Annotated in this window: 29 protein-coding genes; 13 read left to right on the top strand and 16 right to left on the bottom strand. The window is 40.2% G+C overall.

The genetic code is table 11. The annotated features are described in order from the left end of the window. Positions 1-46 precede the first annotated feature (46 nt). Positions 47-1,312 (bottom strand): OFA family MFS transporter, encoded by a 1,266-nt coding sequence (locus tag MHI23_RS17010; RefSeq protein ID WP_024423718.1) that lies wholly within the window; start codon positions 1,310-1,312, stop codon positions 47-49. Positions 1,313-1,446: 134 nt separating this feature from the next. Between MHI23_RS17010 and fdhD the strand changes: the two genes are divergently transcribed. After that, positions 1,447-2,235: a formate dehydrogenase accessory sulfurtransferase FdhD gene (fdhD, locus tag MHI23_RS17005; protein ID WP_125585871.1), complete on the top strand. Its 789-nt coding sequence runs from the start codon at positions 1,447-1,449 to the stop codon at positions 2,233-2,235. Between the two features lie 10 nt (positions 2,236-2,245). Next, positions 2,246-3,253, top strand: coding sequence for a GTP 3',8-cyclase MoaA (gene moaA, locus MHI23_RS17000; RefSeq protein ID WP_029707486.1), 1,008 nt, complete (start codon positions 2,246-2,248; stop codon positions 3,251-3,253). 254 nt (positions 3,254-3,507) lie between these two features. Here moaA and rpsN read toward each other — a convergent pair whose 3' ends face one another. The 4 genes from rpsN to MHI23_RS16980 form a co-directional block, all read right to left on the bottom strand. Further along, positions 3,508-3,777 carry a 30S ribosomal protein S14 gene (gene rpsN / locus MHI23_RS16995; RefSeq protein WP_025093900.1) on the bottom strand — a complete coding sequence of 90 codons (270 nt, stop codon included), beginning with the start codon at positions 3,775-3,777 and terminating at the stop codon, positions 3,508-3,510. 16 nt (positions 3,778-3,793) lie between these two features. After that, on the bottom strand, positions 3,794-4,990 hold the full coding sequence (locus MHI23_RS16990) for a GTP-binding protein (protein WP_125585873.1): 1,197 nt from the start codon (positions 4,988-4,990) through the stop codon (positions 3,794-3,796). An 82-nt stretch (positions 4,991-5,072) separates the two neighbouring features. Then, positions 5,073-5,222 carry a 50S ribosomal protein L33 gene (gene rpmG / locus MHI23_RS16985; protein ID WP_003214771.1) on the bottom strand — a complete coding sequence of 50 codons (150 nt, stop codon included), beginning with the start codon at positions 5,220-5,222 and terminating at the stop codon, positions 5,073-5,075. 153 nt (positions 5,223-5,375) lie between these two features. Beyond that, positions 5,376-5,798 carry a DUF5362 family protein gene (locus MHI23_RS16980; RefSeq protein ID WP_024426331.1) on the bottom strand — a complete coding sequence of 141 codons (423 nt, stop codon included), beginning with the start codon at positions 5,796-5,798 and terminating at the stop codon, positions 5,376-5,378. A gap of 524 nt (positions 5,799-6,322) precedes the next feature. Here MHI23_RS16980 and MHI23_RS16975 point away from each other — a divergent pair. Further along, positions 6,323-6,718: a hypothetical protein gene (locus MHI23_RS16975; RefSeq protein WP_024423711.1), complete on the top strand. Its 396-nt coding sequence runs from the start codon at positions 6,323-6,325 to the stop codon at positions 6,716-6,718. A 46-nt stretch (positions 6,719-6,764) separates the two neighbouring features. Here MHI23_RS16975 and MHI23_RS16970 read toward each other — a convergent pair whose 3' ends face one another. Further along, a complete protein-coding gene (locus MHI23_RS16970; RefSeq protein ID WP_025093903.1) occupies positions 6,765-7,271 on the bottom strand; it encodes a hypothetical protein in 507 nt (168 codons plus the stop codon). A gap of 98 nt (positions 7,272-7,369) precedes the next feature. On the opposite strand from MHI23_RS16970, the gene MHI23_RS16965 reads away from it, so the two are divergent. Genes MHI23_RS16965 through MHI23_RS16955 form a run of 3 tightly spaced genes read left to right on the top strand, consistent with a single transcriptional unit; the run spans position 7,370 to position 10,255 of the window. Further along, positions 7,370-9,169: an ABC transporter ATP-binding protein gene (locus MHI23_RS16965; RefSeq protein ID WP_125585875.1), complete on the top strand. Its 1,800-nt coding sequence runs from the start codon at positions 7,370-7,372 to the stop codon at positions 9,167-9,169. A 1-nt stretch (position 9,170) separates the two neighbouring features. Further along, positions 9,171-9,728, top strand: a complete 558-nt coding sequence (locus tag MHI23_RS16960) for a MauE/DoxX family redox-associated membrane protein (protein ID WP_044333378.1) — start codon at positions 9,171-9,173, stop codon at positions 9,726-9,728. Further along, positions 9,725-10,255, top strand: a complete 531-nt coding sequence (locus MHI23_RS16955; RefSeq protein WP_125585877.1) for a thioredoxin fold domain-containing protein — start codon at positions 9,725-9,727, stop codon at positions 10,253-10,255. The genes MHI23_RS16960 and MHI23_RS16955 overlap by 4 nt, the downstream gene beginning before the upstream one ends. Before the next feature lie 32 nt (positions 10,256-10,287). On the opposite strand, the gene MHI23_RS16950 is transcribed toward MHI23_RS16955, so the two are convergent. Beyond that, the gene (locus tag MHI23_RS16950; RefSeq protein WP_029706351.1) at positions 10,288-10,797 is read right to left on the bottom strand and encodes a GNAT family N-acetyltransferase; all 510 of its coding nucleotides are present in this window, start codon (positions 10,795-10,797) and stop codon (positions 10,288-10,290) included. Between the two features lie 116 nt (positions 10,798-10,913). On the opposite strand from MHI23_RS16950, the gene MHI23_RS16945 reads away from it, so the two are divergent. After that, entirely contained in the window at positions 10,914-11,810 is an 897-nt protein-coding gene (locus tag MHI23_RS16945) for a peptidoglycan DD-metalloendopeptidase family protein (RefSeq protein WP_034281210.1), read from the top strand. Between the two features lie 84 nt (positions 11,811-11,894). Here MHI23_RS16945 and MHI23_RS16940 read toward each other — a convergent pair whose 3' ends face one another. The 5 genes from MHI23_RS16940 to MHI23_RS16920 all read right to left on the bottom strand — a co-directional run bounded on the left by MHI23_RS16940 (position 11,895) and on the right by MHI23_RS16920 (position 15,978). After that, the gene (locus MHI23_RS16940; protein ID WP_024423704.1) at positions 11,895-12,242 is read right to left on the bottom strand and encodes a P-II family nitrogen regulator; all 348 of its coding nucleotides are present in this window, start codon (positions 12,240-12,242) and stop codon (positions 11,895-11,897) included. 18 nt (positions 12,243-12,260) lie between these two features. Next, positions 12,261-13,469: an ammonium transporter gene (locus MHI23_RS16935; RefSeq protein WP_024426325.1), complete on the bottom strand. Its 1,209-nt coding sequence runs from the start codon at positions 13,467-13,469 to the stop codon at positions 12,261-12,263. Between the two features lie 192 nt (positions 13,470-13,661). Then, on the bottom strand, positions 13,662-14,402 hold the full coding sequence (locus MHI23_RS16930; RefSeq protein WP_034622553.1) for an amino acid ABC transporter ATP-binding protein: 741 nt from the start codon (positions 14,400-14,402) through the stop codon (positions 13,662-13,664). A gap of 10 nt (positions 14,403-14,412) precedes the next feature. After that, on the bottom strand, positions 14,413-15,090 hold the full coding sequence (locus MHI23_RS16925; RefSeq protein ID WP_080652918.1) for an amino acid ABC transporter permease: 678 nt from the start codon (positions 15,088-15,090) through the stop codon (positions 14,413-14,415). A gap of 42 nt (positions 15,091-15,132) precedes the next feature. Next, complete coding sequence (locus tag MHI23_RS16920; RefSeq protein ID WP_224426795.1) at positions 15,133-15,978, bottom strand: transporter substrate-binding domain-containing protein; 846 nt, start codon at positions 15,976-15,978, stop codon at positions 15,133-15,135. Between the two features lie 199 nt (positions 15,979-16,177). Here MHI23_RS16920 and MHI23_RS16915 point away from each other — a divergent pair, with 199 nt between their 5' ends. Then, on the top strand, positions 16,178-17,566 hold the full coding sequence (locus tag MHI23_RS16915; RefSeq protein ID WP_224929676.1) for an MFS transporter: 1,389 nt from the start codon (positions 16,178-16,180) through the stop codon (positions 17,564-17,566). A gap of 38 nt (positions 17,567-17,604) precedes the next feature. Here MHI23_RS16915 and MHI23_RS16910 read toward each other — a convergent pair whose 3' ends face one another. From MHI23_RS16910 to MHI23_RS16900, 3 genes are all read right to left on the bottom strand, one after another. Continuing rightward, positions 17,605-18,204, bottom strand: coding sequence for an undecaprenyl-diphosphatase (locus tag MHI23_RS16910; RefSeq protein ID WP_024423699.1), 600 nt, complete (start codon positions 18,202-18,204; stop codon positions 17,605-17,607). A 114-nt stretch (positions 18,205-18,318) separates the two neighbouring features. Continuing rightward, a complete protein-coding gene (locus MHI23_RS16905) occupies positions 18,319-19,506 on the bottom strand; it encodes an MFS transporter (protein WP_039182032.1) in 1,188 nt (395 codons plus the stop codon). A 15-nt stretch (positions 19,507-19,521) separates the two neighbouring features. Beyond that, complete coding sequence (locus MHI23_RS16900; RefSeq protein ID WP_327842085.1) at positions 19,522-19,935, bottom strand: MarR family transcriptional regulator; 414 nt, start codon at positions 19,933-19,935, stop codon at positions 19,522-19,524. 347 nt (positions 19,936-20,282) lie between these two features. Between MHI23_RS16900 and spoIIID the strand changes: the two genes are divergently transcribed. The 4 genes from spoIIID to MHI23_RS16880 all read left to right on the top strand — a co-directional run bounded on the left by spoIIID (position 20,283) and on the right by MHI23_RS16880 (position 23,559). Beyond that, positions 20,283-20,561: a sporulation transcriptional regulator SpoIIID gene (spoIIID, locus tag MHI23_RS16895; RefSeq protein WP_008343327.1), complete on the top strand. Its 279-nt coding sequence runs from the start codon at positions 20,283-20,285 to the stop codon at positions 20,559-20,561. Positions 20,562-20,745: 184 nt separating this feature from the next. Continuing rightward, positions 20,746-21,747, top strand: a complete 1,002-nt coding sequence (gene mbl, locus MHI23_RS16890) for a cell shape-determining protein Mbl (protein ID WP_007497573.1) — start codon at positions 20,746-20,748, stop codon at positions 21,745-21,747. 124 nt (positions 21,748-21,871) lie between these two features. Next, positions 21,872-22,711: a flagellar hook-basal body protein gene (locus tag MHI23_RS16885; RefSeq protein WP_039182029.1), complete on the top strand. Its 840-nt coding sequence runs from the start codon at positions 21,872-21,874 to the stop codon at positions 22,709-22,711. A 29-nt stretch (positions 22,712-22,740) separates the two neighbouring features. After that, positions 22,741-23,559: a flagellar hook-basal body protein gene (locus tag MHI23_RS16880; protein WP_342492117.1), complete on the top strand. Its 819-nt coding sequence runs from the start codon at positions 22,741-22,743 to the stop codon at positions 23,557-23,559. Positions 23,560-23,573: 14 nt separating this feature from the next. Here MHI23_RS16880 and MHI23_RS16875 read toward each other — a convergent pair whose 3' ends face one another. Then, complete coding sequence (locus MHI23_RS16875; RefSeq protein WP_047202526.1) at positions 23,574-24,629, bottom strand: tetratricopeptide repeat protein; 1,056 nt, start codon at positions 24,627-24,629, stop codon at positions 23,574-23,576. A gap of 219 nt (positions 24,630-24,848) precedes the next feature. Between MHI23_RS16875 and fabZ the strand changes: the two genes are divergently transcribed. Continuing rightward, a complete protein-coding gene (gene fabZ, locus MHI23_RS16870; RefSeq protein ID WP_047202525.1) occupies positions 24,849-25,283 on the top strand; it encodes a 3-hydroxyacyl-ACP dehydratase FabZ in 435 nt (144 codons plus the stop codon). Positions 25,284-25,350: the final 67 nt, after the last annotated feature.

Below are 25,350 nucleotides of genomic sequence, written 5' to 3'. Positions count from 1 at the left end.
TCATATCTAAAAATTACCTTTAGATTGTGATTCTGTCAAATTCAAATTAAGATCGGGCTGAGACAGAGGAAGCAGCAGATAGGTTTTTTTCTCTTAGCTGCTGAATATCCTTTCGAATGAGAAGTGATATGATAAAAGCAATGAAAAATAAGCCAGAGAACACCATAAGGCTTTGTGTGTAATTACCTGTTATATCTCGGATGAAGGATGAAAATAGTGGTCCTGCCAATCCCGCAGCGGCCCAAGCAGTCAAAATATAACCGTGTATGGCACCAAGCTGCTTTGTACCAAACAAATCCCCAATATAGGCTGGAATTGAAGCAAATCCTCCTCCATAGCACGTATAAATGATCGCCATAACGATTGAAAAGATGAGCGGTTCTTTTAAATAGGGGAGTAAAGGAAAAGCAATGAGCTGGATACTAAAAAAAATCGTATACGTATTCGGTCTTCCTATATAATCTGAAAACGATGCCCAGCCAATGCGTCCTAAACCATTAAAAGCACCTAAAATGCCCACAAGAGTAGCTGCAGCACCTGCAGTGAACCCAACACTTTCTTGAGCAAGAGGTGACGCTACTGAAATAATAGCGATTCCGCATGTGATATTAATAAAAAGCATAAGCCACAAATAATAAAAACGTCTTGTTTTGATCGCTTCATTTGCTGTAAGCTGTGATAAATCTTGAGGGATTTTTCTTTTCTTTGTTTTGAATACGTCAAATTGTTTGACGTCATCAGGCGTTGGTGGTGATAAATAAAGAGATGAGATCACCATGATGATAAAATAGGAGATTCCAAGAATATAAAAAGTATTTGCGATATTCACTTTTTCAATGAGATATTGAATAATTGGGCTGCAAATAAGAGAAGCAAACCCAAACCCCATAATGGCTAAGCCGGTTGCAAGACCTCTTCGATCCGGAAACCATTTGACTAGAGTTGATACAGGTGCAATGTAGCCTACCCCTAAACCAATTCCAGCGAGTACACCATAAAATAAATAGAGGAGAGGCAGTGAGGACATGTGGACAGCGAATCCTGACCCAGTCATTCCGATGCCGAAGAAAATAGCTGAGAAGAGCCCCGATGCCCTTGGACCATACCTTTCAACGAAATGTCCCATAAAAGCAGCAGATAAACCTAAAAATAAAATAGCAATACTGAAGGTGAGACTTATTTCTGTTAATGACCACTGAAAGGCTTCATGTAAAGGATTCGTAAAAACACTCCAAGCATAAACAGACCCAATAGATAAATGAATTCCTACAGCACTTGCTGCGATGAGCCAGCGATTTTTCGATTTGTTCATTTTGTTCCCCCCATATAAAGCAATCAAGAAGTTTGATAAGATAGAAATATGTTACATTTTTATGACTTTTTAAAATAATATCACAATTTGATTGGATCATATAACTAAATTTGCATTGAAAGGAAGATCATACAATGAATTCATCTGTTAAAAAGAAACGAGTCATACACCAATACCGTGAAGGCCAGTTTACCTGCAAAACTGATGAAATTGTAGAAGAATATCCTTTAACTGTGATGGTGAATGGAGAAGAATTTGTGACACTTGTTTGTTCCCCAGAGCACCTGAAAGAATTGGTTATCGGCTTTTTGGCTTCAGAAGGGGTCATTCGATTTGAAAATGAGATTAAAAGGTTTACAATAGATGAAAGTATGGGTTTTGCCTATGTTGATTTAGTTCACTCAAGTGGATTTGATTCATCAGATTTTACAAAACGAGTGATTGGTTCATGCTGCGGGAAAGGGAGACACTTTTATTTCCTTCAAGATGTGAAGACGGCAAAAACAGCCATTGATCGAATCAGTATTTCTGCTGAAACCTGTATGCATCTCATGAAGAGTTTGCAAGAAGAAAGCCAATTATTTCAACATACTGGTGGAGTGCATAATGCTGGACTGTGTGACACAGAGAAGCTATTCATCACTAGAACTGATATAGGAAGACATAATGCTTTAGATAAAATTTATGGATATTGTTTACTTCAGCGAATTCCACTTAGAGATAAAATCCTTGTTTTCAGCGGCCGGATATCGTCAGAAGTTCTATTGAAGGCAGCAAAACTAGGAGTGTCTATCGTCATTTCAAAATCAGCACCAACTGAGCTGGCGCTTAAAATGGCAGAAGAATTAAATATTACGACAGTTGGATTCGTCAGAGGGAAATCCTTTAACATGTACACACATCCTCAGCGTATTACAGAATAGGAGGCAAAGTATGGTCAGTATTTTAGATAAAAGACATCGACCACTGCGCGATTTAAGAATATCAGTAACTGATCGTTGTAACTTTAGATGTACGTACTGTATGCCTGCTGAAATTTTTGGACCGGATTATCCTTTCTTGAAAAAAGAAGAACTGCTTAGTTTCGAAGAAATTGAACGACTTGCTACCCTTTTTGTAAAGAACCTAGGTGTGGTAAAAATACGTATCACGGGCGGAGAACCTTTAATGCGGAAGGATCTGCCTGTCTTAATAGAAAAGCTCGCAAACATTCCAGGGATTGAAGACATTGCGATGACAACCAATGGAACGCTTTTACCTTTATATGCTGATCAGTTGAAGAGAGCTGGTCTTAATAGAGTCACCATTAGTTTAGATTCATTAAATCCCGACCGTTTTAAGCAAATGAACGGAAGGCATATTTCTATCCAAAAAGTGTTTGATGGTATTGAGGCTGCAAAAAAGGCTGGACTTGCTATCAAGATTAATATGGTTGTTCAAAAAGGTGTGAATGATCAGGATGTCTTACCAATGGCAGCTTACTTCAAAAAAGAAGGACACGTTCTCAGATTTATTGAATTTATGGATGTCGGTAATACGAATAAATGGAATCTAGAACATGTCATGACAAAGAAAGAAATAATTGAATTAATTGATTCAACATATCCTATCAAACCAGAACCTCCTCAATATACAGGTGAAGTAGCCAAACGATTTTTTTACAAAGATGGTTCAGGAGAGATAGGCATTATTTCTTCCGTTTCAGATGCTTTTTGTGGAACATGTAACAGAGCAAGGCTGTCTGCACGGGGGGAATTATTTACATGTCTGTTTGCATCATCGGGTTTTGATCTGAAACAGATGATTCGTACGACAAAAGATAATGAAGAATTAACGAACAGGTTAAAGGAATTATGGTCGAATAGACATGACCAATATTCAGCCGAGAGAGAGCAGAAAAAAGATCAGAAAAAGGTTGAGATGTCATACATCGGTGGGTAATGACAATAAAGTATCATGATCATGTATTTTTGAAAAGAAGAGAAAATGTCATAATCGTGGTTGAAAATCCTTTTTTGAAAACAGGTCTTTTTATCTTATGAACTCAGTCACTATAAAAAACCAGCAGAATCTCTGCTGGTTTTTAAATTGCTATTTTGCACCTCAAAAAGATTGAGATAAGATTGGAAAATAGATTTTCCCTCATTGTGTGCGGCTTTACTTTTACGAGTGCTGTGATAAGATCAAATCATTCTTTACCAGCTCGATTTTTTCACTCCAGGGATATGACCCTTATAGGCAAGCTCACGAAAAGCAATCCTAGACATTTTGAATTTTCGTAAATAACCTCTGGGACGGCCCGTTAATTCACAGCGGTTTTTTAAGCGGGTAGGGGAAGAGTCTCTAGGTAATTTTCGTAAAGCTTCATAGTCACCTTTTTCTTTTAACTCTTTCCTTAATTCTGCATATTTCAATACAAGCTGCTGTCGTTTTTTTTCTTTAGCAATCTTAGATTTCTTTGCCAATTAAAACCCTCCTGGCCTAATTTTGTATTTTCCATTGAAAGGGGTCCTCAAATGTAGTCCAATCTTGATCAAATTCCTCAGGTGTGAGCAAGCATTGATCAAGAGTACGAATGATTTCTGCTTTAGGCAAATCTACACCGATAAACACAAGTTTTGTATGGCGATCACCAAACTCTGCGTCCCACTCATCTAGAAGCTCTGGTTCTTGATTTAATATCCGTGCTTTTTCTTGTTCAGGCAAAGCAGCAATCCAGTATGCAATTGGTTCAATCGCAACAGATTTCCCAGCTTGTGAAATTAAAATGGTTAAATCATGATGTGTGGCAAGCCAAGTAAAACCTTTCGCACGAACGATCTGCTCAGGCATTTGATCTAACCAAGCATTCAGTCTGCCGGTATGAAAAGGGAGTCTTCTTTCGTAAACAAAAGATGAAATTTGGTATTCCTCTGTTTCCGGTGTATGCTGACCATGTCCTGCGTTGATTTCTCTGATCCACCCAGCAGAGGCACTTGATTTTTCAAAGTCGAATAAACCAGTATTCAAAATGTCATGTGGCTGTACTATACCTTTTGAGGTTTTGATGATAGATGCTTCTGGTTGTAGTTTGTTCAGCACATGCTCAAGTCGATCTAATTCAGAGGGAGATACTAGATCACATTTATTGATAATAAGCACGTCACAAAATTCAATTTGATCAATGAGTAAATCGGAAATTTCTCGCTCGTCGTCATCGGAAACCGCTTCTTTACGATCTAATAAAATATCTCCTGACTGGAAATCAGTCCAGAAACGATTTGCATCTACTACTGTGACCATCGTATCTAGACGGCAAAAGCGGGTCAAATCTATACCCATTTCTTCATCAATATAAGAAAACGTTTGAGCGACGGGAATTGGTTCACTAATTCCGGTCGATTCAATGACAATATAATCAATATTACCCGCTTTACAAAGGCGTTCTACTTCGATTAACAAGTCTTCTCTCAAAGTGCAGCAAATACAGCCGTTAGATAATTCAACGAGTTTCTCATCTGATCGAGAAAGCTCGCCGCCTTGTTTGACTAGTTCTGCATCAATATTAATTTCGCTCATGTCATTGACGATCACAGCCACTTTTAATCCTTTGCGATTTTGAAGAACATGATTTAATATCGTTGTTTTTCCTGCTCCTAAAAAGCCGCTTAATACTGTAACAGGTATACGCTTATTCATTTGTTTTTGTCCTTTTGAAAACGATCATTTTGTTTTCCGCCTCGCTTAAAAAGTAATCATTACGATTTATAATCTAAAAAATTTATTTTGTTTCTCTATGAAGGGTATATTTCTTTAATCGAGGAGAATATTTTTTTAACTCCAATCGGTCAGGATTCGTTCTTTTATTTTTTGTTGTGATGTAGTTTCTGTCACCTGTTTCAGTACAGGCCAACGTAATTTTCACGCGCATAAGTAATAGGATCCTCCTTTAATTCCTTTAATTCGTAATAGTTACGATTTGTATTTTAAAATGATCAAGACTGAATGTCAAGCATAGGAGAATGATCCAAGTCAAATGATAAAAACAAAAGGGGTATCGAATGACTATTGATACCCCTCTCCATTAATAAAAGTCACCGAGTTCTTGTTCGTAATCACCTTCATACTGCTGGACATCATAAGGAATTTCTTGGAGGAAAGCTAACCCGCCTAGTATAAGTATCAAAACGATAGCAATGAATGAAAGAATAACTGCGGCAATACTTGAAATGGCAAACAGTGTTTGCATTTTCATCATCTTAGCGTACTGTTCTAATAATTCTTCGTAAGAAGTATCTGGAGCCTGAATCAAGTGTTCAGCTGCTTTTACAGATTTTTGTACATGAATTCCCATCATAATGAGGAAGACGCCAAGGGCTGCAGGAAGAACAAGCCAAAAACCAATAAGAATAGCCAGACCGCCTGAAATATAGAGAAAGATACTACCAACCTTTCCCCACTTTACGATTGAATGAAGAGATTGAATGATTTTCTCAGTTTGTTGCAATGGTGTTCACTCCTTTATGTATTCACTCTTTATCATACTTGAGTAAGTAGTGCTTTAGGAAGAGTGAATGTTGTTTAATTAAAATGTTTCTATCTTCACTTCATCATTTACAGATAAATAAATTATTTTCAAATAAGAAAAAAGTAACATTTACTATAAAAATTATCAACAAATTATGTCATAAATAAGATTTGTAGTAAAAAATAATTAGTAAATTTATCAAAATATGTTGTTAGTTGTCTAGTAATTGGTTATTATTGTGTTGTGTTACCATAAAAATTGGAAGGTGGAATTCATATGTTAGATCGTTTCTTAAACAAGATGACCAATGTTCAACCGGCAGCTGCAAGATGTATTTTGCAAAAATTAGTCACTTCATGTAAATCAGCACCGACTTGTTTCCTTCAAGGTGTTGGAACTTTCCGTTACTACGTGGATCGTGACACAGGTGAGATTTGTACTAGTCAAGAACGCGTTAGATGTGGCTGCTAATCTAAGGATCATATTTAATAGGATGTGAACGCATGAGCATATCTTCAATTTCATTCTTAACAAATGCTATGCAGACGTCAAATAGACGTCAAGCGGGTCAAACATCAAATTCTTTTTTAACCCAAGCGGCTCAAATTGTTCAAGGTGACCATTCTCCAGAAGAGAGAAAGGCATTATTTCAACAACTTACTCTAGTTCAGCAAGGAAAAGATTTAGAACTTCATGTTTCTAAATTAAAGGAACTAGAGAAAGAGGCTCAAAAAGAGACGTCTTCTTCGTCTGTTACTGTGAATGAGCATGGTGACCAAGTAGACATTTCAAATGAGGCTCGGAGTGAGTTTGAACAAGCTGAGGAACAGGCTTCAGGTGAAGCGAGTGAAGCTGCTGCAGGAGAAAAAGATCAAGATGTTCAGTCAGATCCACAATAAAAAAATGAGGCATGTGTTTGATAGTCTTCACATGCCTCATTTATCTTTATTTTGCAGATATCCTTGAATAAAGACCATCCGGAAAAGGTGCTGCGTATGAGATGATTTCATCTTCTACCATAATGTAATAAGGAAATTCTTCAATTTGGAATGCGTCTATCATTTGCTCGTCCACAGGGATAATTCGCATGTTGGTTTTATTATCACGATATAATTCTTGATCCTCTTTTTGCCCATTCTTTAGCAAAATACTAAATGAAACGTCCAATTTACGCTGCTTTTTCGTTTCTAGGAATTGTTCAAGTGATGGGATGCAATGCGGACATGATGTATCAGTGAAAATAAGTAGCTGCTGCTTGTTGTTGGTTTGCAGTAAATCATTCACTGGAATAGGTGATGGTTTTTCAAGCAGCGGATGCACAAGTTTTTGTCCAACATGCTGTATCGGTAAGATGATCAGTTCCATTTGTTGTTTTAAATAGATGATGACTCCGATCGTTAATAATAGGCTGCAAAGAATAAGAGTGAGCTGTAAAAGTAGGATTGAATTCATCGTATATCGTCCTCTCAGAGTAAAGTTACGCAAAGCTATCATAATATAAATATCAAAAATATGTCAATTATACTAAATGGTGTAAGGTGGAGCGTTTGATGAGTACAGTGAACCATTGTTTATATGCAATTTCCTATACTTGGAAAAGAAGCCGATCGTATCTTCTTTTAACCTTGTTGATCCAAGTGATCGTTGGTTTTATGCCTTTGGCTAGTGTCTGGATTATTCAAACTTTGATTAATGAAATTATTTTATTCATGACGTCTTCAGGAGACATTCAAAAGGTTTTGTGGTTATTTGGGCTGCAAATGGTCATTGTGGTTTTAGGATATGGGCTTCAATTCATTCTTCAGCTTAGCCAGCAGAAAGCGACAAATTTGATTGGTCTGCATTTGAAGGGTGAATTGCTTCAAAAGGCGATCAGGCTGCCGTTTATTACATTTGAACACCCGTCTTTTTACAATGAAAGTCAACGTGTGATGAACAGTCATCAGCATGTTCTGAGCATGGTTAGAAGTATCTTTACCATCATGAGCGCATTGATTACTGTTGTATCACTTCTTATCTATATGATCGGTATCCATTGGGGCTTGGCGGTCATTCTGATCGTGTTTACCCTGCCTATCTTGTGGATTGAGCTTTTCTTTGGAGGAGCGCGTTATCAATTAAACCGTATGTTAACAGCCAATGACAGAAGAGAAATGTATGTGTCCGATCTTGTCGCACAACGGGATTCATTGAAGGAAATCCGTTTATATGGAATCGGGAATTATCTTCTTCAGAAATGGAAAGATCATTATGTAAAAAGTGCAGATGAAAAATATAAACTGCTTAAGCGGCAAGTCCGCTGGGAGATGGCGGGCGGATTGCTTATGACATTTGCCTATGTATGCTGCGGCCTTTTTATTGTTTTTCTTATTTTTCAAAAAAAATTAGCTGCCGGGACATTTGTCGCTGTGCTGCAAGCGGTGCAAAACATCCAAAGTGGTTTTCAAGACTTAACAAGAGAATGTTCTAGTTTATATGAAACAAGTCTTTATGTTGATGAAATGAGAGCTTTTCAAAAGAGAGAAGAAGAAATTCATGAGCAGACAGAAGAAGGAGCATCGCTTCGAAAAATCGAGTGTATTCAGTCCATTACACTTGAAAATCTCTCTTTTACTTATCCGAATATGAAAACACCTGCCATTGAGCATATACATTTTCATATCAATAAAGGTGAACGTATTGCATTGGTGGGGGATAACGGATCAGGTAAAACCACCTTGATCAAATGTTTGACCGGTTTATATGATCCAGATCAGTCGAACATGCAAAAAGTCAACGGTGAGTCCATTTCTACTATTCATAAAAAGTCATATCATGCGAGAATGGCTGTTCTTTTTCAAGATTTTATGAAGTACGAGTTCACTGTGAAAGAAAACATCGGGTTTGGCCGTATTGATCATATGGACGAGGGAGAGCGGATGATCTCAGCTGCCCGGCAAGCAGGCATAGAAAAAAGAATTCATCAAATGGAAGAAATGTATGATGCGCAGCTTGGCCGATTTTTTGAAGAAGGCCATGAACTGTCTGGCGGGCAATGGCAAAAGCTCGCGATGGCTAGAACCTTCTTTAGAGAGAGTGATTTTATCATTTTAGATGAACCAACTTCTGCTCTTGATCCACTATCGGAAATTTCACTTATTCGAAAGCTATTCGATCACACGCAGGATCAGGGTGTCTTGTTTATCACACATCGAATGGGAGCAGCCCGTTTAGCAGACCGTATAATCGTAATGAAAGATGGTGCTTTCGTTGAAGAGGGGAACCATGATGAACTGATGGTGTTAAACGGAGAGTACAAAAGGCTTTACGAGGCACAATCTCAATTATTTCAACAAAAGGAGATGGCGTAAGGTGAGTGTCTTTTATTACATAGGTGTCTATTTATTAGGTATCATTTTTGCTGGTGCTTGGCTTGATAAAGTAAAAAAACAGACGGCACATATGCAGCAGATGAATGCTTATCGGCTGCTGCCTTCTTCTTTCACGGGACCCATGTTTTATTTGTTTTTAACTGCAGAATTGGTTTGTACTGTTTTTTTATTCGTATGGCATATGACTCTTGTACCTGCGATTGGTCTTACAGCACTTTTAAGTATTTATACTGGAGCGGTGACCTTCAATTTATTGAGAGGACATCGTGATATTTCTTGCGGCTGTGGTGGACTGCTTGATAATGAACGCCTTCACTGGGGAATTGTGATTCGCAATGTGTCGATGCTGGCTCTTGTGATCGGATTGTTTTATGTGCATCCCTATGCAGAAACCATTCCATGGCAATATAACATCATTTGTTTTCTCATTGCCGTGGCTGTCTCTTTCATAATAGCGGTGGGTCAAGAAGTCTTAATGTTTAAAAGAAAATGGATCAATCAATTTGAATTATTTATAGAAGGAGACGATGTGAAATGACAGATATTCTATTGATTATTGTGTTATTCATTGTCATTGCTCAGCTGGCTGTGATATTTTTGCTCGCTCGTTTTATCGGAAAATTTATGAATAAGATCAAAACCCTTGATGGAATTGAATTAAAGGAAGCGGATGTGGGGGATCCTGCACCGTTATTTCGAAGCTATTCTCATTTAGGCGAGAAGGTCATTTTGAAGGAATATGTTCAAAGCGGGAGTGCTGTGATGCTGTTATTTGTGAACTCTACTTGTATGACGTGCAAAAGCATTTTAGCAGACTTGCAGCAGCAAATCGCTGTTGATGATACTCAATTCATTTTTATTAATGGGGATGAACAGGCGGATGATACGCAGATCCTTGAATTGCTGCCGTCCCAGGCTGTGTATACTCGTTCTTCACAAATCATGGAGCTATACGGGGTAACAGTTGTTCCACAAGCGATTCTCATTGATGAACATGGTATCATTCTGCAAAGAAAATCTCTTCAAAATGCGAAACAGTTTGAACAGCTGTTACATGCGTCATAAAAAAGCGTCTCTTTTTCAGGGAGACGCTCGTTTTATAATTCTTTTCCTAGGATATCTAAATCGTATCTGCTGCCGTCCATTTCTGCGATGCGTGGCAGGTGGCCCCATGTCTCAAAGCCGTGCTTTTTAAATAGTCGAATACTGGCTTCGTTGTGCCCGAAAATAAAGGCAAGTAACGTTCTAATGCCTAATGAGGGTGCTAAATCAATGGCTTCTTGCAAGAAAAGTGATCCTAAGCCTTTTCCTCGATAGTCTTGGTTTAAATAGATACTCATTTCAACGGTCCCGTTGTATGCAGGTCTTCCATAAAAGGTTTCAAAGCTGAGCCAGCCGTATATATTTCCATCCTCATCTGTTTTCACATAGAGAGGTCTTTTCTCGGAATGATTCAAAAACCATTGCCGGCGGTCCTCGACAGAAACTGGTTCTGTATCAGCGGTCACTTCTCTTGAAGCAATGGTTGAATTGTAGATATCAACGATCGCTTTGAGGTCATCTTCTGTTGCTATACGGTTGAAAGTTTTCACAATTAAGTCTCCCATCTTTTTTTCATTTATCATACATATTATTGATGCGATTGCGCAAAATAAAAAGAAAAATGATTTCGTGTGTATATATTTTTTGAAAAGTGTTCAGAATGTTGCTGAGGTGATGAAAAATGAGAGAGGAAGAAAAGAAACGTACTTCCAAAATCACAAAAGTTCAGCAATTTTTCCGTAAGCGCTGGGTATTCCCTGCTATTTACTTGGTCAGCGCAGCGGTCGTGTTAACAGCCGTTCTTTGGTATCAAGCTGTATCAAAAGATGTGAAAGACCAACTATCTGATGGAAATCAAACAGGGCAAGAACAGCGCGATGATGCCGTTGAAGTTGGAAAGCCAATTGAAAATGTCGCAATGCCAGTCCAGAATTCTGATAATGTTTCTGTCGTGAAAAAGTTCTATGAAGCAGATGCTGACCAAAAAGAAAAAGAAGCAGCACTTGTAAACTATAATAACACCTATACCTTGAGCAAAGGTATTGATCTTGCAGATAAAGATGGCAAAGTGTTTGATGTCACAGCTGCTCTTAGTGGAACAGTGGTTCAAGCGAAAAAAGATCCAGTTCTTGGTCACGTTGTTGAAATTGAACATGAAGATGGATTATCGACTGTTTATCAATCGTTGTCACAAGTGAGTGTCAAAGAAGGCGATGAAGTAAAGCAGAATGATGTCATTGGTGCTTCTGGTAAAAATCTATATGGTGCTGAAAGCGGCAACCATGTGCATTTTGAAATTCGTATGGAAGGTTTAGCGCTTAATCCGCTTAGCTTCATTGACAAGCCTGTTTCTACAATTGAAAAAGCAGCGCAAGAAGTGACGGAACAAGCAAAAGAACCTGCTCAGCCAAAGACTGAGGAAAAAACGAAAGAACCTGCTGCTGAAGATAAAGCCAAAGAGCCAGCTGGAGAAAAATCTGAAGAAAAGTCTGATGAGAAGGGGAAATCCTCTGATCAAGAAAAGTCTTCTGATTCCTCTAAAGACAGCAGTCAGTCAGAAGAAACAAAACAATCTTAATGTCTTACAAGGTCCTCTGTGTATATGAATATGCAGAGGTTTTTTCTGCTTAAAAAGATCCTCCGCCACTCGGCGGAGGATACACTATAGGGCGGCAGGTCCTTCTTCACCTGTCCGGATGTTGATTGTATTCGCTACCTCATATATAAAAATTTTCCCATCCCCTGGTTCGCCTGTACGAAGTACCTTTTGAGCTGTTTCAACGACCTGTTCGACAGGTACTTTGCTTAGGACGATTTCGATCTTTAATCGTTCGTACACGTTGCTTTCCTTTTTGACGCCGCGGTATAGCTCTGTATGTCCCTTTTGTAAGCCGCAGCCGTGTACATTTGAAAAGGTAATCGAGGTGACACCAATCTTTCCAAGCTCCACCTTTAATGTTTCAAAATTAGCTGGACGTGTGACAATCTCCACTTTATACATTTTGCTCATAGAGACACCCCTTTTTCTTTAATCTTGATAAGCTTTTTCACCGTGCATGGTTAAATCAAGACCCACTGATTCTTCTTCTTCGGTTGCACGAATTTTGAAGAAGACATTGACCACTTTGATGATTACGTATGTCACAACGGCAACAAAAGCGTACGTGGCAACAATCGCGACCACTTGCTTCCAAAGTAAGCTGGGATCTCCGTAAAATAAGCCATTGGCTCCGCCGTCATTGACAGAAGTTGTGGCGAAAAGTCCTGTTGCAATTCCTCCCCAAGTACCGCCAATTCCGTGAAGGCCGAATGCATCTAGTGCGTCATCATAGCCAAATTTGGCTTTGAGTGAAAAGACTCCCCAGAAACAGACGATCCCGCCAATGATTCCTATTATAATAGAAGCAAACGGTGTAACAAAACCTGCGGCAGGTGTAATGGCGACAAGACCTGCGATGGCTCCAGAGATCGCGCCGAGCATGGTTGGTTTTTTGTTGATCATCCACTCTACTAACAGCCAGCCGATGATTCCTGCAGCAGCAGCTGTATTGGTGTTAATAAAGGCAAACATGGCCACGCTGTCTAATGTAAGAGCACTACCCACGTTAAAACCAAACCAGCCAAACCAGATGACTGCTCCGCCAAGAAGGGTGTAGATCAAGTTATGCGGAGAAGAGCTTGCCGCTTCTTTACGCTTCCCGAGCACAATCGCCACGACAAGACCCGCAACACCGGATGAGATGTGAACCACGTTTCCGCCTGCGAAGTCAAGTGCACCCATCTCGCCAATCCAACCGCCGCCCCATACCCAGTGTGCGACTGGAGCGTATACAAATGTGACCCAAAGGAGTGTAAATACAACGACTGCTGAGTAGCGGATCCGTTCAGCAAAGGCCCCTGAGATGATGGCTGTTGTTAAGACGGCAAAGGTCATTTGAAACATCATGAACAATGAATGTGGAATGGTCTCACTATAGGAACCAGGCTCAAAACCTACGCCTTTCAGGCCCACCCAGTCTAATCCTCCGATCCATGCATTGCCTGGTGCAAAAGCTAAGGAATAACCGAATACGATCCATACGATTGAAACGATCGCTAGTGACGTTAAGCTGTGCATGGTTGTGCTTAACACGTTTTTACTTCTCACGAGTCCTCCGTAGAATAAAGCTAAACCCGGTGTCATTAACCACACGAGTAGTGCGCAGAAGAACATAAATACTGTATCACCCATTTGCATGCTGCATTCCCCCGAATCATTCAGAATTATTGTTTTCTTAATTCTTCATTATAGAGAGAAAAGTCATATATAACATATACATGTAAGTTTATCTGACATGGTTTTTTGGTTAAGTTCAATATAAATGGATGAAAAATTCGTAAAAAATGAGCAAAAACGTAAGTTAAGCACTAAAAATGAAGGGCGTTTGACCTATAAAATGGAGCTAAGAAACAGTTTTGTACGTTCCTCCCTAGGAGAATCAAACAATTCCGAAGGGACGCCTTCTTCGACGATACGGCCTTCGTGCATGTAGACGACACGATCGGCAACTTCTTTCGCAAAGCCCATTTCATGTGTGACAATGACCATGGTCATGCCTTCTTTTGCAAGGCTTTTCATCGTTTGCAGCACTTCGCCTACAAGCTCTGGATCAAGGGCAGATGTAGGTTCGTCAAATAACATGACATCAGGCTTCATGGCGAGAGATCTGGCTATGGCTACACGCTGTTTTTGGCCGCCTGATAGTTTAGAAGGATATACGTTGGCTTTATCCGCAAGTCCGACTTTTTCTAGCAAGGCGCTGGCTTCAGCGATGGCTTGTGCTTTCTTTGTTTTTTTCACCATAACAGGCGCTTCGATGATATTTTCAAGAACAGTTTTGTGCGGAAAAAGATTAAAATGCTGAAACACCATTCCTATTTTTTGTCTCATTTCGTTTAATTGATCGCGCTTTGGATGAACAGGACTGCCATCAATGATAATATCTCCATCATTTTTTATTTCTAAAAAGTTCATACAGCGGAGCAAGGTGCTTTTTCCAGAACCGCTTGCGCCAATTAAGACGACCACATCATTTTCATAAACAGTGAGATCGATATCTTTTAAAACATGAAGCTCTCCAAAGTATTTATTGAGTTTTTCAACACGAATGATTTCCTTTGATTCTGTCATGCTTCTCCTCCTATTGGTCACTGGCTGATAGTTTCTTCTCAAAGGTTTGGACAGCGAATGTTAACAGCAGGACAAGAACTAAGTAATAGACGGCGACAACAAGTAAATACGTCATATTATCAAAACTGTTGGAGCCTTGCGTGGTGGCGACGTTAAATAGTTCATTGACACTGATAAAGGCGGCGAGTGATGAATCTTTTAAGCCGATAATGAACTGGTTGCCAAGAGGGGGGAGGGCACGCCGCATCGCTTGCGGGAGAATGATGCGCCTCATTGTTAAAAAACGACCCATGCCAAGAGAGCGTCCTGCCTCTTTTTGCCCCTGATCGATGGATTGGATAGCACCTCTAAATATTTCGGCTATATAGGCCCCATTATGAAAGGCGAGCGCAATGGAAGCAGCCCAGAAGTCGGGTATATTCAATTCTGTGAGGCCGAAGTATAGGATGAAAATTTGAACAATAAGTGGTGTTCCGCGTACAAGAAAGATATAGGCATTGGCGATATAACCGAAAACGGCTATGCGGGATATTTTCAATAAAGCAAAGAAAAGCCCGATGAACATACCGATGAAGATGCTGATCACCGTCAGCTGTAAGGTGATCAGCATTCCTTCTAAGAAAATACCTCTAGAATCAATCAGCGTCTGAAAAAAGTGTGATAGGGTAGGCAAAACAATCATCTCCATTTGAAGAAAGTGCGCCTATAAAAAGGGCGCACAATCGTGGTTTTAATCTTGTTTGACCGTGATGTCTTCATCAAAGTACTTTTCACTAATTTGTTTTAATGTTCCGTCTTTTTTTAGTGCGTCAATCGCATCGTTGATCTCTTTTATGAGCTGTTCATTTTCTTTTGATACAGCAATTGCCTGCTCACTTTGTCCGAGTCTTTCCTGTGCTGTGATGTTCAATTTTTTCTTCATCGCTTCTGCACCTGTGGCGAAATCTGTTACGACTGCATCGTGTTTTCCGTTGGCCAGTGCTTCTAAGGCGACGACATCACTATCATAATATTTTGGTTCTTGCCCGCTATGTTCCTTAGCAATATCAGCGTAGGACGATCCTTTGGATACAGCAATTTCTTTGTCTTTTAAGTCATCAGCATGCTGAATGTCTGCTCCAGGTCTTGTGAAAATTTGCGGACCAGAGTAGTAATAGGGCTTAGAAAAAAGGACGTGTTTTTTTCGTTCCTCATTGATGGTATGACTTGCAACTGCCGCATCAAATTTACCTGCTTTCACGCCTTCGACGATGCCTGCGAATTTATATTTTTTCTGTATAGGTTCGAGACCTAGTTTGTCACTAATCGCATTGCCTACATCGATATCAAAGCCGGACATCTGATTTCCATCCATGTAACTAAACGGATGAAATTCACCTGATGCTGCAAAAATAAATTTTCCATCCTCCAAAATTGGCGACCCTTTCGCTGTAGAATTACGTTTATCTCCGTTCCCATTTGTTTCATTTGAACCACACGAAGACAGAAGTAATACTGCAACCGAGAAAAGGGCTGGGACCCAAAACCGTCTTTTTTTAATAATAAGCTTCTCCTCCTTTTCAGCCGTTCTCCATATAAGGAGAAAGTAGGCTTTTCAATATGTGTAGCATCTTACCATTTGTTCCTCATATTCTCAATTTTATATGTGTTATTCCAATAATCGTCCTTTTTAGAATGTATGTCTTGCTTTTCTAAGAGAGAACTTGAATTGATTAGGGTAAAAAAGGGAAATGAATCTCATAATAACGAAAGGGTTGCAAAAAGGAGGTCAGTGTATGCACAAGTGGAAAGACAATCGAAAAGTTTTTTTAACCGCTGTTGCCTTTGGAACGATGTTGAATCCACTGAATTCATCAATGATTTCTTTGGCCTTGCATCAAATTCAGCATGAATTCGGTTTGTCGTTTACGACAGTATCTTGGCTTATTTCTTCTTTTTATTTAGCTAGTGCAGTGACGCAGCCGGTGAGCGGCCGGATTGGGGATCATGTCATGAGCCGGAGAACCTTATTTTTATTCGGTCTCGTTCTTGTCGCAGTCTCTGCCATCTGTGCGCCGTTTGCCCCAACGTTTGTGGTGCTGATTGTGATCCGTCTGTTACAGGCGATTGGAAGCAGTGCCATTTATCCCTCTGGGGTCGGACTCATTCGGGATCATATTCAAGAAAGACAGGCTTCTGCGTTAGCGGTATTATCCATTTTTGCTTCAGCGATGACGGCACTTGGGCCGACGCTTGGCGGATTTCTAATGACCATTGGCGGCTGGCCGGCTATCTTTTTAGTGAATCTGCCGTTTATTTTGATCAGTTTCTTTCTCGGTCTATTTTTGTTTCCGAAGGAGCAGAAGAAGAGAAAGCTGAGCATAGGCGAAACCGTGCGAACACTCGATTTGCCAGGGATGCTTCTTTTTACTGTCTGCATTGTTCTCCTGCTTTCATTTTTATTATCACTCGGTGATGGCATTCAATATGTTCAAGGCATTCTTTGTCTCCTGAGTGCAGGCGCTTTTATTTGGTGGGAGTATCAGGTGGATGAACCGTTTATTCAAATTCGGATGTTCAGAGAAGAGCAGCGGCTGTCACTTGTGTATGTGCAATTTATCATCTTAAATATCTTTTTCTATTGTCTCTTTTTTGGTTTGCCCAGTTATTTTCAAGATGAGTTAGGCTGGCGTGTGGAGATGACGGGTCTTTTTATGCTGTGTATGTCAGGGGTGAGCATTATTGTGTCGCCTCTGACAGGAAAGTGGGTAGATCGCGGGGATGAACGCCATCCAGTTTTAGCGAGTGCAGTATTGATGCTGGCTGGAGCGTCTGCAATGACTTTCTTTTTTATTCCTGCGCCATTATGGGGGAAAGGATTGGTTCTAGCGCTGCTTGGACTCAGTTATGGAATTGGGAATGTTGCGCTTCAAGCTGCGATGCTCAAAGCAAGTCCTCAGCAAATGATTGGCACGTCCTCTGGACTTTTTCAAACATGCCGCTACCTTGGTTCCATTCTGTCATCTGCTGTGCTTGGCATGCTCTTTGGGGATGAAATTGCTGGTTCTCATTTTGCGCAATTAGGCTGGACGCTTATCATCATTTCTCTTATTGGCATTGGTGTCAGTCTTTATTTTTCAAGTATGGTTAGAGGGAGACAGCCAATAAAAAAAGCGGCACGATAAGTGAGAGAAGAATCTTCATCACGTTATCGCAAAACCGCTTAAGAATTGGACAGGTCTGAGCCCTGATCCTTTGTCTTCCTTCTGAAAATTTTCCCCACAATTGTCTCGTAAAATGTCACGATACGATCAATAGGTGAGTCAAAGAACTTCCATAATTTATTCATGATAAAGACAACCACAATCGATACGACTAAGCTGCCTAAAACATCAAATGGATAATGGTGACCAACCCAGATGCGGGAGAATCCTGTGAGTAATCCAAAGACGAGCAAGATGTTGCCGAGCTTTTTATTACGGGATCGAATGGCTAATGAAAGAGCCAGTGCACCTGTTGTATGGTCACTTGGGAAGGAAGCGTCTGCTGAGTGCGGGATGAGTGTGTCGACTTTATGCGCCACAAACGGCCGCTCTTCATAATGAAACAATGTAATGGCAAAGTTGACGATAAGTGCTGCAATGCCTGTTACACCGGAAAAGAAGACATGCTTCTTAAATTTATGATTCCCTAAAAACCAGCAAATCAATAAGACAAGGGCATACACAAGTATGGCCTTTTTTGTAATGAAAATCATGGCCTGATCTAAAAACTCAGAATGGTGAGCCATCCCGTGTATGACTTTAAACAATTCGTAATTCAAAACATCACCTATACTTTCGCTTAATACCAACTATTTTTCAAAAAAGCCTGTATGCTCTATTTGAAATATCCTATATTTTAGCATGTTTCCGGTGAAGTTTAAAATAGTATCCTTTTATTCTGAAAGGGAGACCTTTTGTGCTTTTGCTTCCTGGGGTTTTCGTTCGCTCCAATAAAAAACGCCCATACTCAGTAAGACCACAATACCCGCAATGAGGTACACATTTGAAAAGTCTGTGAAGCTGACAAGGAGTCCAAAGACAAATGAGCCAGCAGCAATGCCCGTATCATACAGGGTGAAGAAAGTGGCCGTCGCATATCCTGTACGGTGGGCTGGTGAGTGCTGAATCGCAAGTGTTTGTAAACATGGCACGAGTGATCCGTAGCCAAGCCCAATCACAGCGCCTGATAGAAGAAGCATTGTGGCTGAATGTGTCGCTGTCAGCATCCATAAACCAATGGCAAAAAGAGCAATCGAAGGATAGATCACAACGTGAGCTCCAACTCGGTCAAAAAGTCTGCCTGTAAATGGACGTGATCCAAGCATTGCAGCCGCAAACACAATAAAGAAATAACTGCTTGCACCCATTAAATGGAGTGAATTTGCATAAACTGAAATAAATGAAATAATCGGCGAATAACAGAAGGAAATAATGATGCCGACGGCCGCTGTTTTTAATGCGCCTTTTTCAAACAGGTGAGAAAACGTGAATCGGAAGACGATGCTTCCTCCGTTTTCCGGCTCTGGCTGTCTAATCAGCATCGTAAAAGCGGCTCCGATCGTTACGATAATGGAAAAGAGAAGAAATAAGGAATGAAATCCTATTTTTCCTACTTGATTCAGTGCGATAAATGGACCGATGACAACAGCGAGGTTCATGGACATCACAAAGTATCCGAGTCCTTCCCCGCGTTTATGTTTCGGGATCATATCAGCCGCAATGGCACTGGCTACTGTCGTCAAAATACTAAAAAAGATTCCTTGTACGAAACGCAGTATAAGAAGCGTTTGGAATTGATCAATCGGGATGTATAAATAAGTGAGTAAGGCAAAGGCCGTAGAAGAGAAAATCGCCATCTGTTTTTTGCCGAATTTCTCAATAATGGCGCCCGAGAAAGGTCTTGTCACAATTGCAGACAATAAGAAGACCGTCACAAGGAGGCCGCCCTGTGATTCTGTTCCATTTAGTTCATCCATTGTGTAAATGGGCAGTAATGTCAAAAGGGCATAAAAAGAGGTGAACGTAAATAAATTCACCAGGACAATCATAATAAAGTCTTTTGTCCAAATACGTTCGTTCATGATGTATGTCACTTCCTATTCAGTTGATAATTTGTGTAAAAGTGTATGGAGGAGTTGTTTTTCTTCGTAGGTAAAATCTGAAAGACATTCTTCTTCAAATTGTTCCATCGTGCGTTTGATTTCTTCAAATCGGGCTTTTGTATCATCTGTCATCACGATCAGATTCTCACGTTTGTCTTTTCCTTGTACACGTTTCACCCAGCCGTTTGCTTCTAAACGGGTGACGGTTCTGGTGATCGTCGGTGCTTCGACGTTCAAATATGTCCAGATATCTTTTTGGGTTTTCGGGCCGAATGTATCCAAACAAAAAAGCACAGTCCACTGGGACATGTACAAGTCATAAGCAGCAAGCGCTTCGTTCGCCTTTTTAGACAGCAGTCGTGCGCCTTGATGTATTTGATGTAAACACTCTCTATTTAACGTATCCATATGCTCACCTTTTTTAAATATTTAGCTAGGTAAATAAATTCACCTTTTCTATTTTACGTGCTGAATCCTTTCTTGTAAAGTGAAAATTTTCGCGCCCCGAAATGATTTTTTGTTTTGCCTTTTCTGATAAATCCCTTGTCCCATCTTCATTTTTAGCATATTCCCTATTCAATGCTAATACACTGTTACAAACCTGACAAAGAGAGTGTTTGAGGTGAGGGATCGTGTTTGGCATTTACTACCTATTGGATGAGAAATTACGACGAACAAGCGCCGCTGAAAATGGATAATCTTCATACGGATCTCATTTCACACTTCTCACATCCATTTTAGGGAGGTCGAGTGGTGTGCACGATTACATCAAAGAGCGAACAATCAAGATAGGAAAGTATATCGTGGAGACAAAGAAAACCGTTCGTGTTATTGCGAAAGAATTTGGAGTCTCTAAAAGTACTGTACACAAGGATCTAACAGAAAGGCTGCCAGAAATTAATCCAGATCTGGCTAATGAAGTGAAGGAGATACTGGATTATCATAAATCAATCCGCCACTTGCGAGGAGGAGAAGCCACCAAGTTAAAGTATAAAAAAGAAGAAATTTTAGAAGGCGAGCCTGTGAAACAGTAAGCTTAGTTCTTTGTTCATAAACATGATATATATATCTTCCTCATATCGGTAGTTTCTAACCACAAATTTTGTAAAGACTTTTGTAAAGAAATATCTTTTTTTCTGCAAATTATGATAGAATATATAATTAGGGCAGAATGTGGTATTTGCTATGGAAACAGATTTTCAAGGAGGATATATATAGATGTTTGCTAGGGATATTGGAATTGATCTTGGTACTGCCAATGTACTGATTCATGTCAAAGGAAAAGGAATTGTGTTAAATGAACCATCTGTGGTAGCTCTTGACAAAAACAGCGGGAAAGTTTTGGCTGTTGGAGAAGAGGCTAGACGTATGGTTGGACGTACGCCTGGGAATATTGTTGCGATTCGTCCATTAAAAGATGGCGTAATTGCTGATTTTGAAGTAACTGAAGCGATGCTCAAGCATTTTATTAACAAATTAAATGTGAAAGGGCTATTCTCTAAGCCGCGTATGCTCATCTGCTGCCCGACAAACATTACATCTGTTGAGCAGAAGGCGATCAAAGAAGCTGCTGAAAAAAGCGGTGGTAAGCATGTATTTCTTGAAGAAGAGCCAAAAGTAGCAGCCATTGGTGCTGGTATGGATATTTTTCAGCCAAGTGGAAACATGGTCGTAGATATTGGAGGCGGAACGACAGATATCGCTGTCATCTCAATGGGTGACATTGTAACCGCCTCTTCTATTAAAATGGCTGGAGACAAATTTGATCTGGAAATTCTAAACTACATTAAAAAAGAGTACAAGCTGTTGATCGGTGAGCGCACGGCTGAGGATATTAAGATCCAAGTTGCAACGGTATTCCCAGACGCACGTCACGAAGAGATTTCAATTCGTGGACGAGACATGGTGACAGGATTACCAAGAACGATTACCGTCACAAGCAAAGAGGTAGAAGAAGCATTGCGTGAATCTGTATCTGCGATTGTTCAGGCTGCGAAACAAGTTCTTGAGAGAACACCGCCTGAATTATCAGCTGATATTATCGATCGCGGCGTCATCATTACAGGTGGCGGAGCTCTTCTAAATGGGCTTGATCAATTGCTTGCAGAAGAGCTGAAAGTACCGGTTTTCGTTGCTGAAAATCCAATGGACTGTGTAGCAGTTGGTACTGGCGTGATGCTTGATAATATGGACAAGCTGCCAAAGCGTAAACTCAGCTAATGATTTCCCTCATTCTTTTTAGAAAGAATGGGGGATTTTTATTAAAGAACCCTGCTAATTAGCCGATATATTTCATAGAAGATTGTGTTTAGGTCATGTGAAAGAATTTGAATGAGGTGAGCACGTGTTAAAAGGACTATACACCGCAACATCTGCCATGATTGCTCAAGAGCGGCGGACAGAAATGCTTTCAAATAATATCGCAAATGCGAATACGCCAGGTTATAAAGCAGATGAAGGGGCAATGCGTGCATTTCCAGAAATGCTGCTGAGCCGAATGGAATCAGGACGTTTCCAAACATCCTCAGGCAAAGGCTTTAGTGTTCCACTGCAATCGCCGATTGGTGGAATCAATACTGGGACATATATGCAGGAATTAATCCCTCAATTTACACAGGGAACTTTAAAAACAACAGATCAAACAACAGACGTAGCACTAGTTGAAAATAATGTGCCGATCAATCCGGAGACCAATCAGAAATCAGCGCTATTTTATGCGGTCAACACACCAGAAGGCGTTCGTTATACAAAAAGCAGCTCCATTACATTGAACGCACAAAATCAGTTGACCATTAATGGACGTGCTCTTCTTTCCGTGACCGGCCAGCCGATTACGGTTCAGAGTGAGAATTTCAAAGTGAATGCAGATGGTACTGTCACTGAAAATGGCCAAAATCTTGGTCAAATCGATGTACGAGTTGCGATGGATACAAGAAACCTAGCGCGTGAAGGAAATGATTTATACCGTACAGCTGATAATCAGCCCCTTCCAAGTGCAGTCAATAACGGTCAAATGTCCTATACGTTAAGCCAAGGCGTATCGGAGCTGTCGAACGTCGATGTGACGAAATCATATACAGATATGACAACAGCCTACCGAGCATTTGAAACAAACCAAAAAGTGGTTCAGGCATATGATAAAAGCTTAGAAAAAGCAGTGAATGAAATTGGAAGAGTGTACTAATCAAGAAATAAAAAGAAAGGAGGATACTTATGCTTAGAACGATGATAAACGCAGCTGTCTCGATGAATGAAGTGCAAAAGCAGCTTGACATCATCAGCAACAACATCGCGAACAGTGAGACAACAGGGTACCGCGCGAAAAACACCCGTTTCTCAGAGCTGATCAGACAGCAGTTTAACCAGGTAGATGAAAAAAATGAGCAGGTGGCAAACAGTCGTCTGACACCTGCTGGGTTAAGGCTTGGTACGGGGACAATGGTCAATGCGTCCATTAACTCGCTGCAAGGCTCAATTAAAGAAACTGGACGTGATCTTGATGTTGCATTCGGAGCGCCGTCGCAGTATTTGCAGGTCAACGCCGGCGGTAATATCCGTTATACAAGAGATGGTTCACTTTACTTACAGCCGGGCAATAACCGTAACCAAGTACAGCTTGTCACGAGCGAAGGCTATCCAATTCTTGATGAAAATGGGAATGCGATCGTCTTAAATGCGAATTTCCGTGATATTTCAATCGATAAAAATGGACGGCTTACGGCGATTTCAAGAGATAATCAACCGAATCAGCAAGTGAATCTAGGCGTTGTACAAGTCAATAATTCATCAGCACTTGTCTCTGAAGGAGATAATTTGTTCTCAGTCGACGGAACCTATCAAGGCGCACTAACAGCACTAAATGGAGCAAACCGAGAGGCGATTCAGCTTCAGCAAGGTGCGCTGGAAACGTCAAATGTGGACATGTCGAAAGAATTAACAGACCTCATGACAACGCAGCGTTCCTATCAGTTGAACTCAAGAACGATTACGATGGGCGATCAGATGCTGGGATTAATTAATACAATTCGATAATCAGCAGGCTCGTATCAGCCTCTCATGATAAAAAAGGCGGCTCGCTCAAAGTCGCCCTTTTTTTTATAAAAATCTGAGACATCAGCAAGCAGATCCTCAAGATCAATCCAGGCTTCTTTTCGTTCAAGACATGTGACGAGCGTGGCGATCTGCTCATCTGCCTTTGGCGTTTGGCTATAGAGAAGAGATAAGATTTGAAACTTCATTCTTAATATATCAAACTGCGAAGCAACGGCTTCTTTCAGCCCTTTTTGAATATACTTCATCCCTTCATCGGTTAAATTTTCTTTAAAACAGGAACGCACAGTTTCGTATAGGCACGATACATAGGAGTGTGCTGACTTTCGGTATGCTGGGAGACGAAGCGCCTTTTTAAAGTAGTCCAGCGCTTCCTTGTGACGGTTTTGTCTCGATTGAATAAAGCCAGCGTCATAATAAACGATACCGAGCAGCTCTTGATCATCAATCTTTTTCACGTAATCAATGATCTCGATGAAAATAGCTTCTGCTTCCTCATATTTTTTTTGGTCGCTATAGTTAAGAGCGAGTACAATTTTACACCGATAGATGCTGTGGATGTCTTCGTGCTTTGCAAAAATATCCATGGCTTTTTGAACATGGCGAATCGATAACAACGAGTAACGGTTGTTATAATAAACACCGCTTGTACGGAAATGGAATTCTGCTTCCTCTAGTTCATCGTTAAGTAATGGCAGTCGTTCCTCTGCCTTTTCGAGATAATGAATCGCATCATTTTGATCACTTTTTAAAGATTCATATAATCCGAGAAAGAAGTAAAAATAATATTGCAGTTCTTCGTTCATTTCATCTTTGTGTGGCAGCAGTTCGTGTTTGAGTTTTTCTAAGTCCTCTGTCTGATTCATCCAGAGCTGATGACGAAAAAGCATCAGCTGATAATGGAAATAGAGCTCCTGTTTTTTTGATAATTTACGTTTATATTTTAGTAGTGTTTTTTTGATTTCTTCAGCCTTCGAAAAATGTCGATGCTTCAGCATTGTATACCAGGAATGGAGAAGTTTTTTTATGGATTTATCGCTTATAAAGTTCATTTTTACCCTCTTATTTATTCAATGATGTAATATATATTACCATATTTGTGAAAAAACAATGAGTGTAGTGTGGATTATATTTGATGACAATTGGTAATGGTAGATTCTATTTTTTACCATATACGTAAGGCGAATATTGAAAAATGCCAGCATTCATAATATACTTCTATAGGAATCAAATGAAGATCAGCGATATAGAAAAGAAGGAGAGATCAAGATATGCTTGATGCTCAGCAAATTCAAGACATTATTCCACACCGTTATCCATTCTTATTGGTCGACCGTATTTTAGAGGTTGATGGAGAAAAAAGAGCGGTTGGGATTAAAAATGTCACAGTAAATGAAGAATTTTTTAATGGCCATTTCCCAGGATACCCAGTCATGCCGGGTGTGCTTATTGTAGAAGCACTCGCACAGGTTTTTGGTGTGATTATGTTAGGCAAGGAAGAAAACAAAGGGAAAATTGGTTTGTTTGCAGGGATTGACGCCTGCCGCTTTAAAAGACAGGTCAAGCCTGGAGACCAGCTTCGTTTAGAGGTTGAAGTGACGCGCCTTCGCGGACCGGTTGCAAAAGGAAAAGCAGTAGCGACAGTAGATGGCGAAGTTGCATGTGAAGCAGAACTGACATTTTCTATCGGTCCTAAAGTATCATGATTTTCCTGGCGGTTCATCAAGCATGAATCGCTTTTTTATTTAGAAACGTTCAGTTAGAACGGATAAG

Source organism: Bacillus sp. FSL M7-0003 (genome assembly GCF_038628485.1).
In the GTDB taxonomy this organism is placed as follows: Bacteria; Bacillota; Bacilli; order Bacillales; family Bacillaceae; genus Bacillus; species Bacillus safensis.
This window is presented reverse-complemented; position numbering and strand designations above follow the sequence as displayed.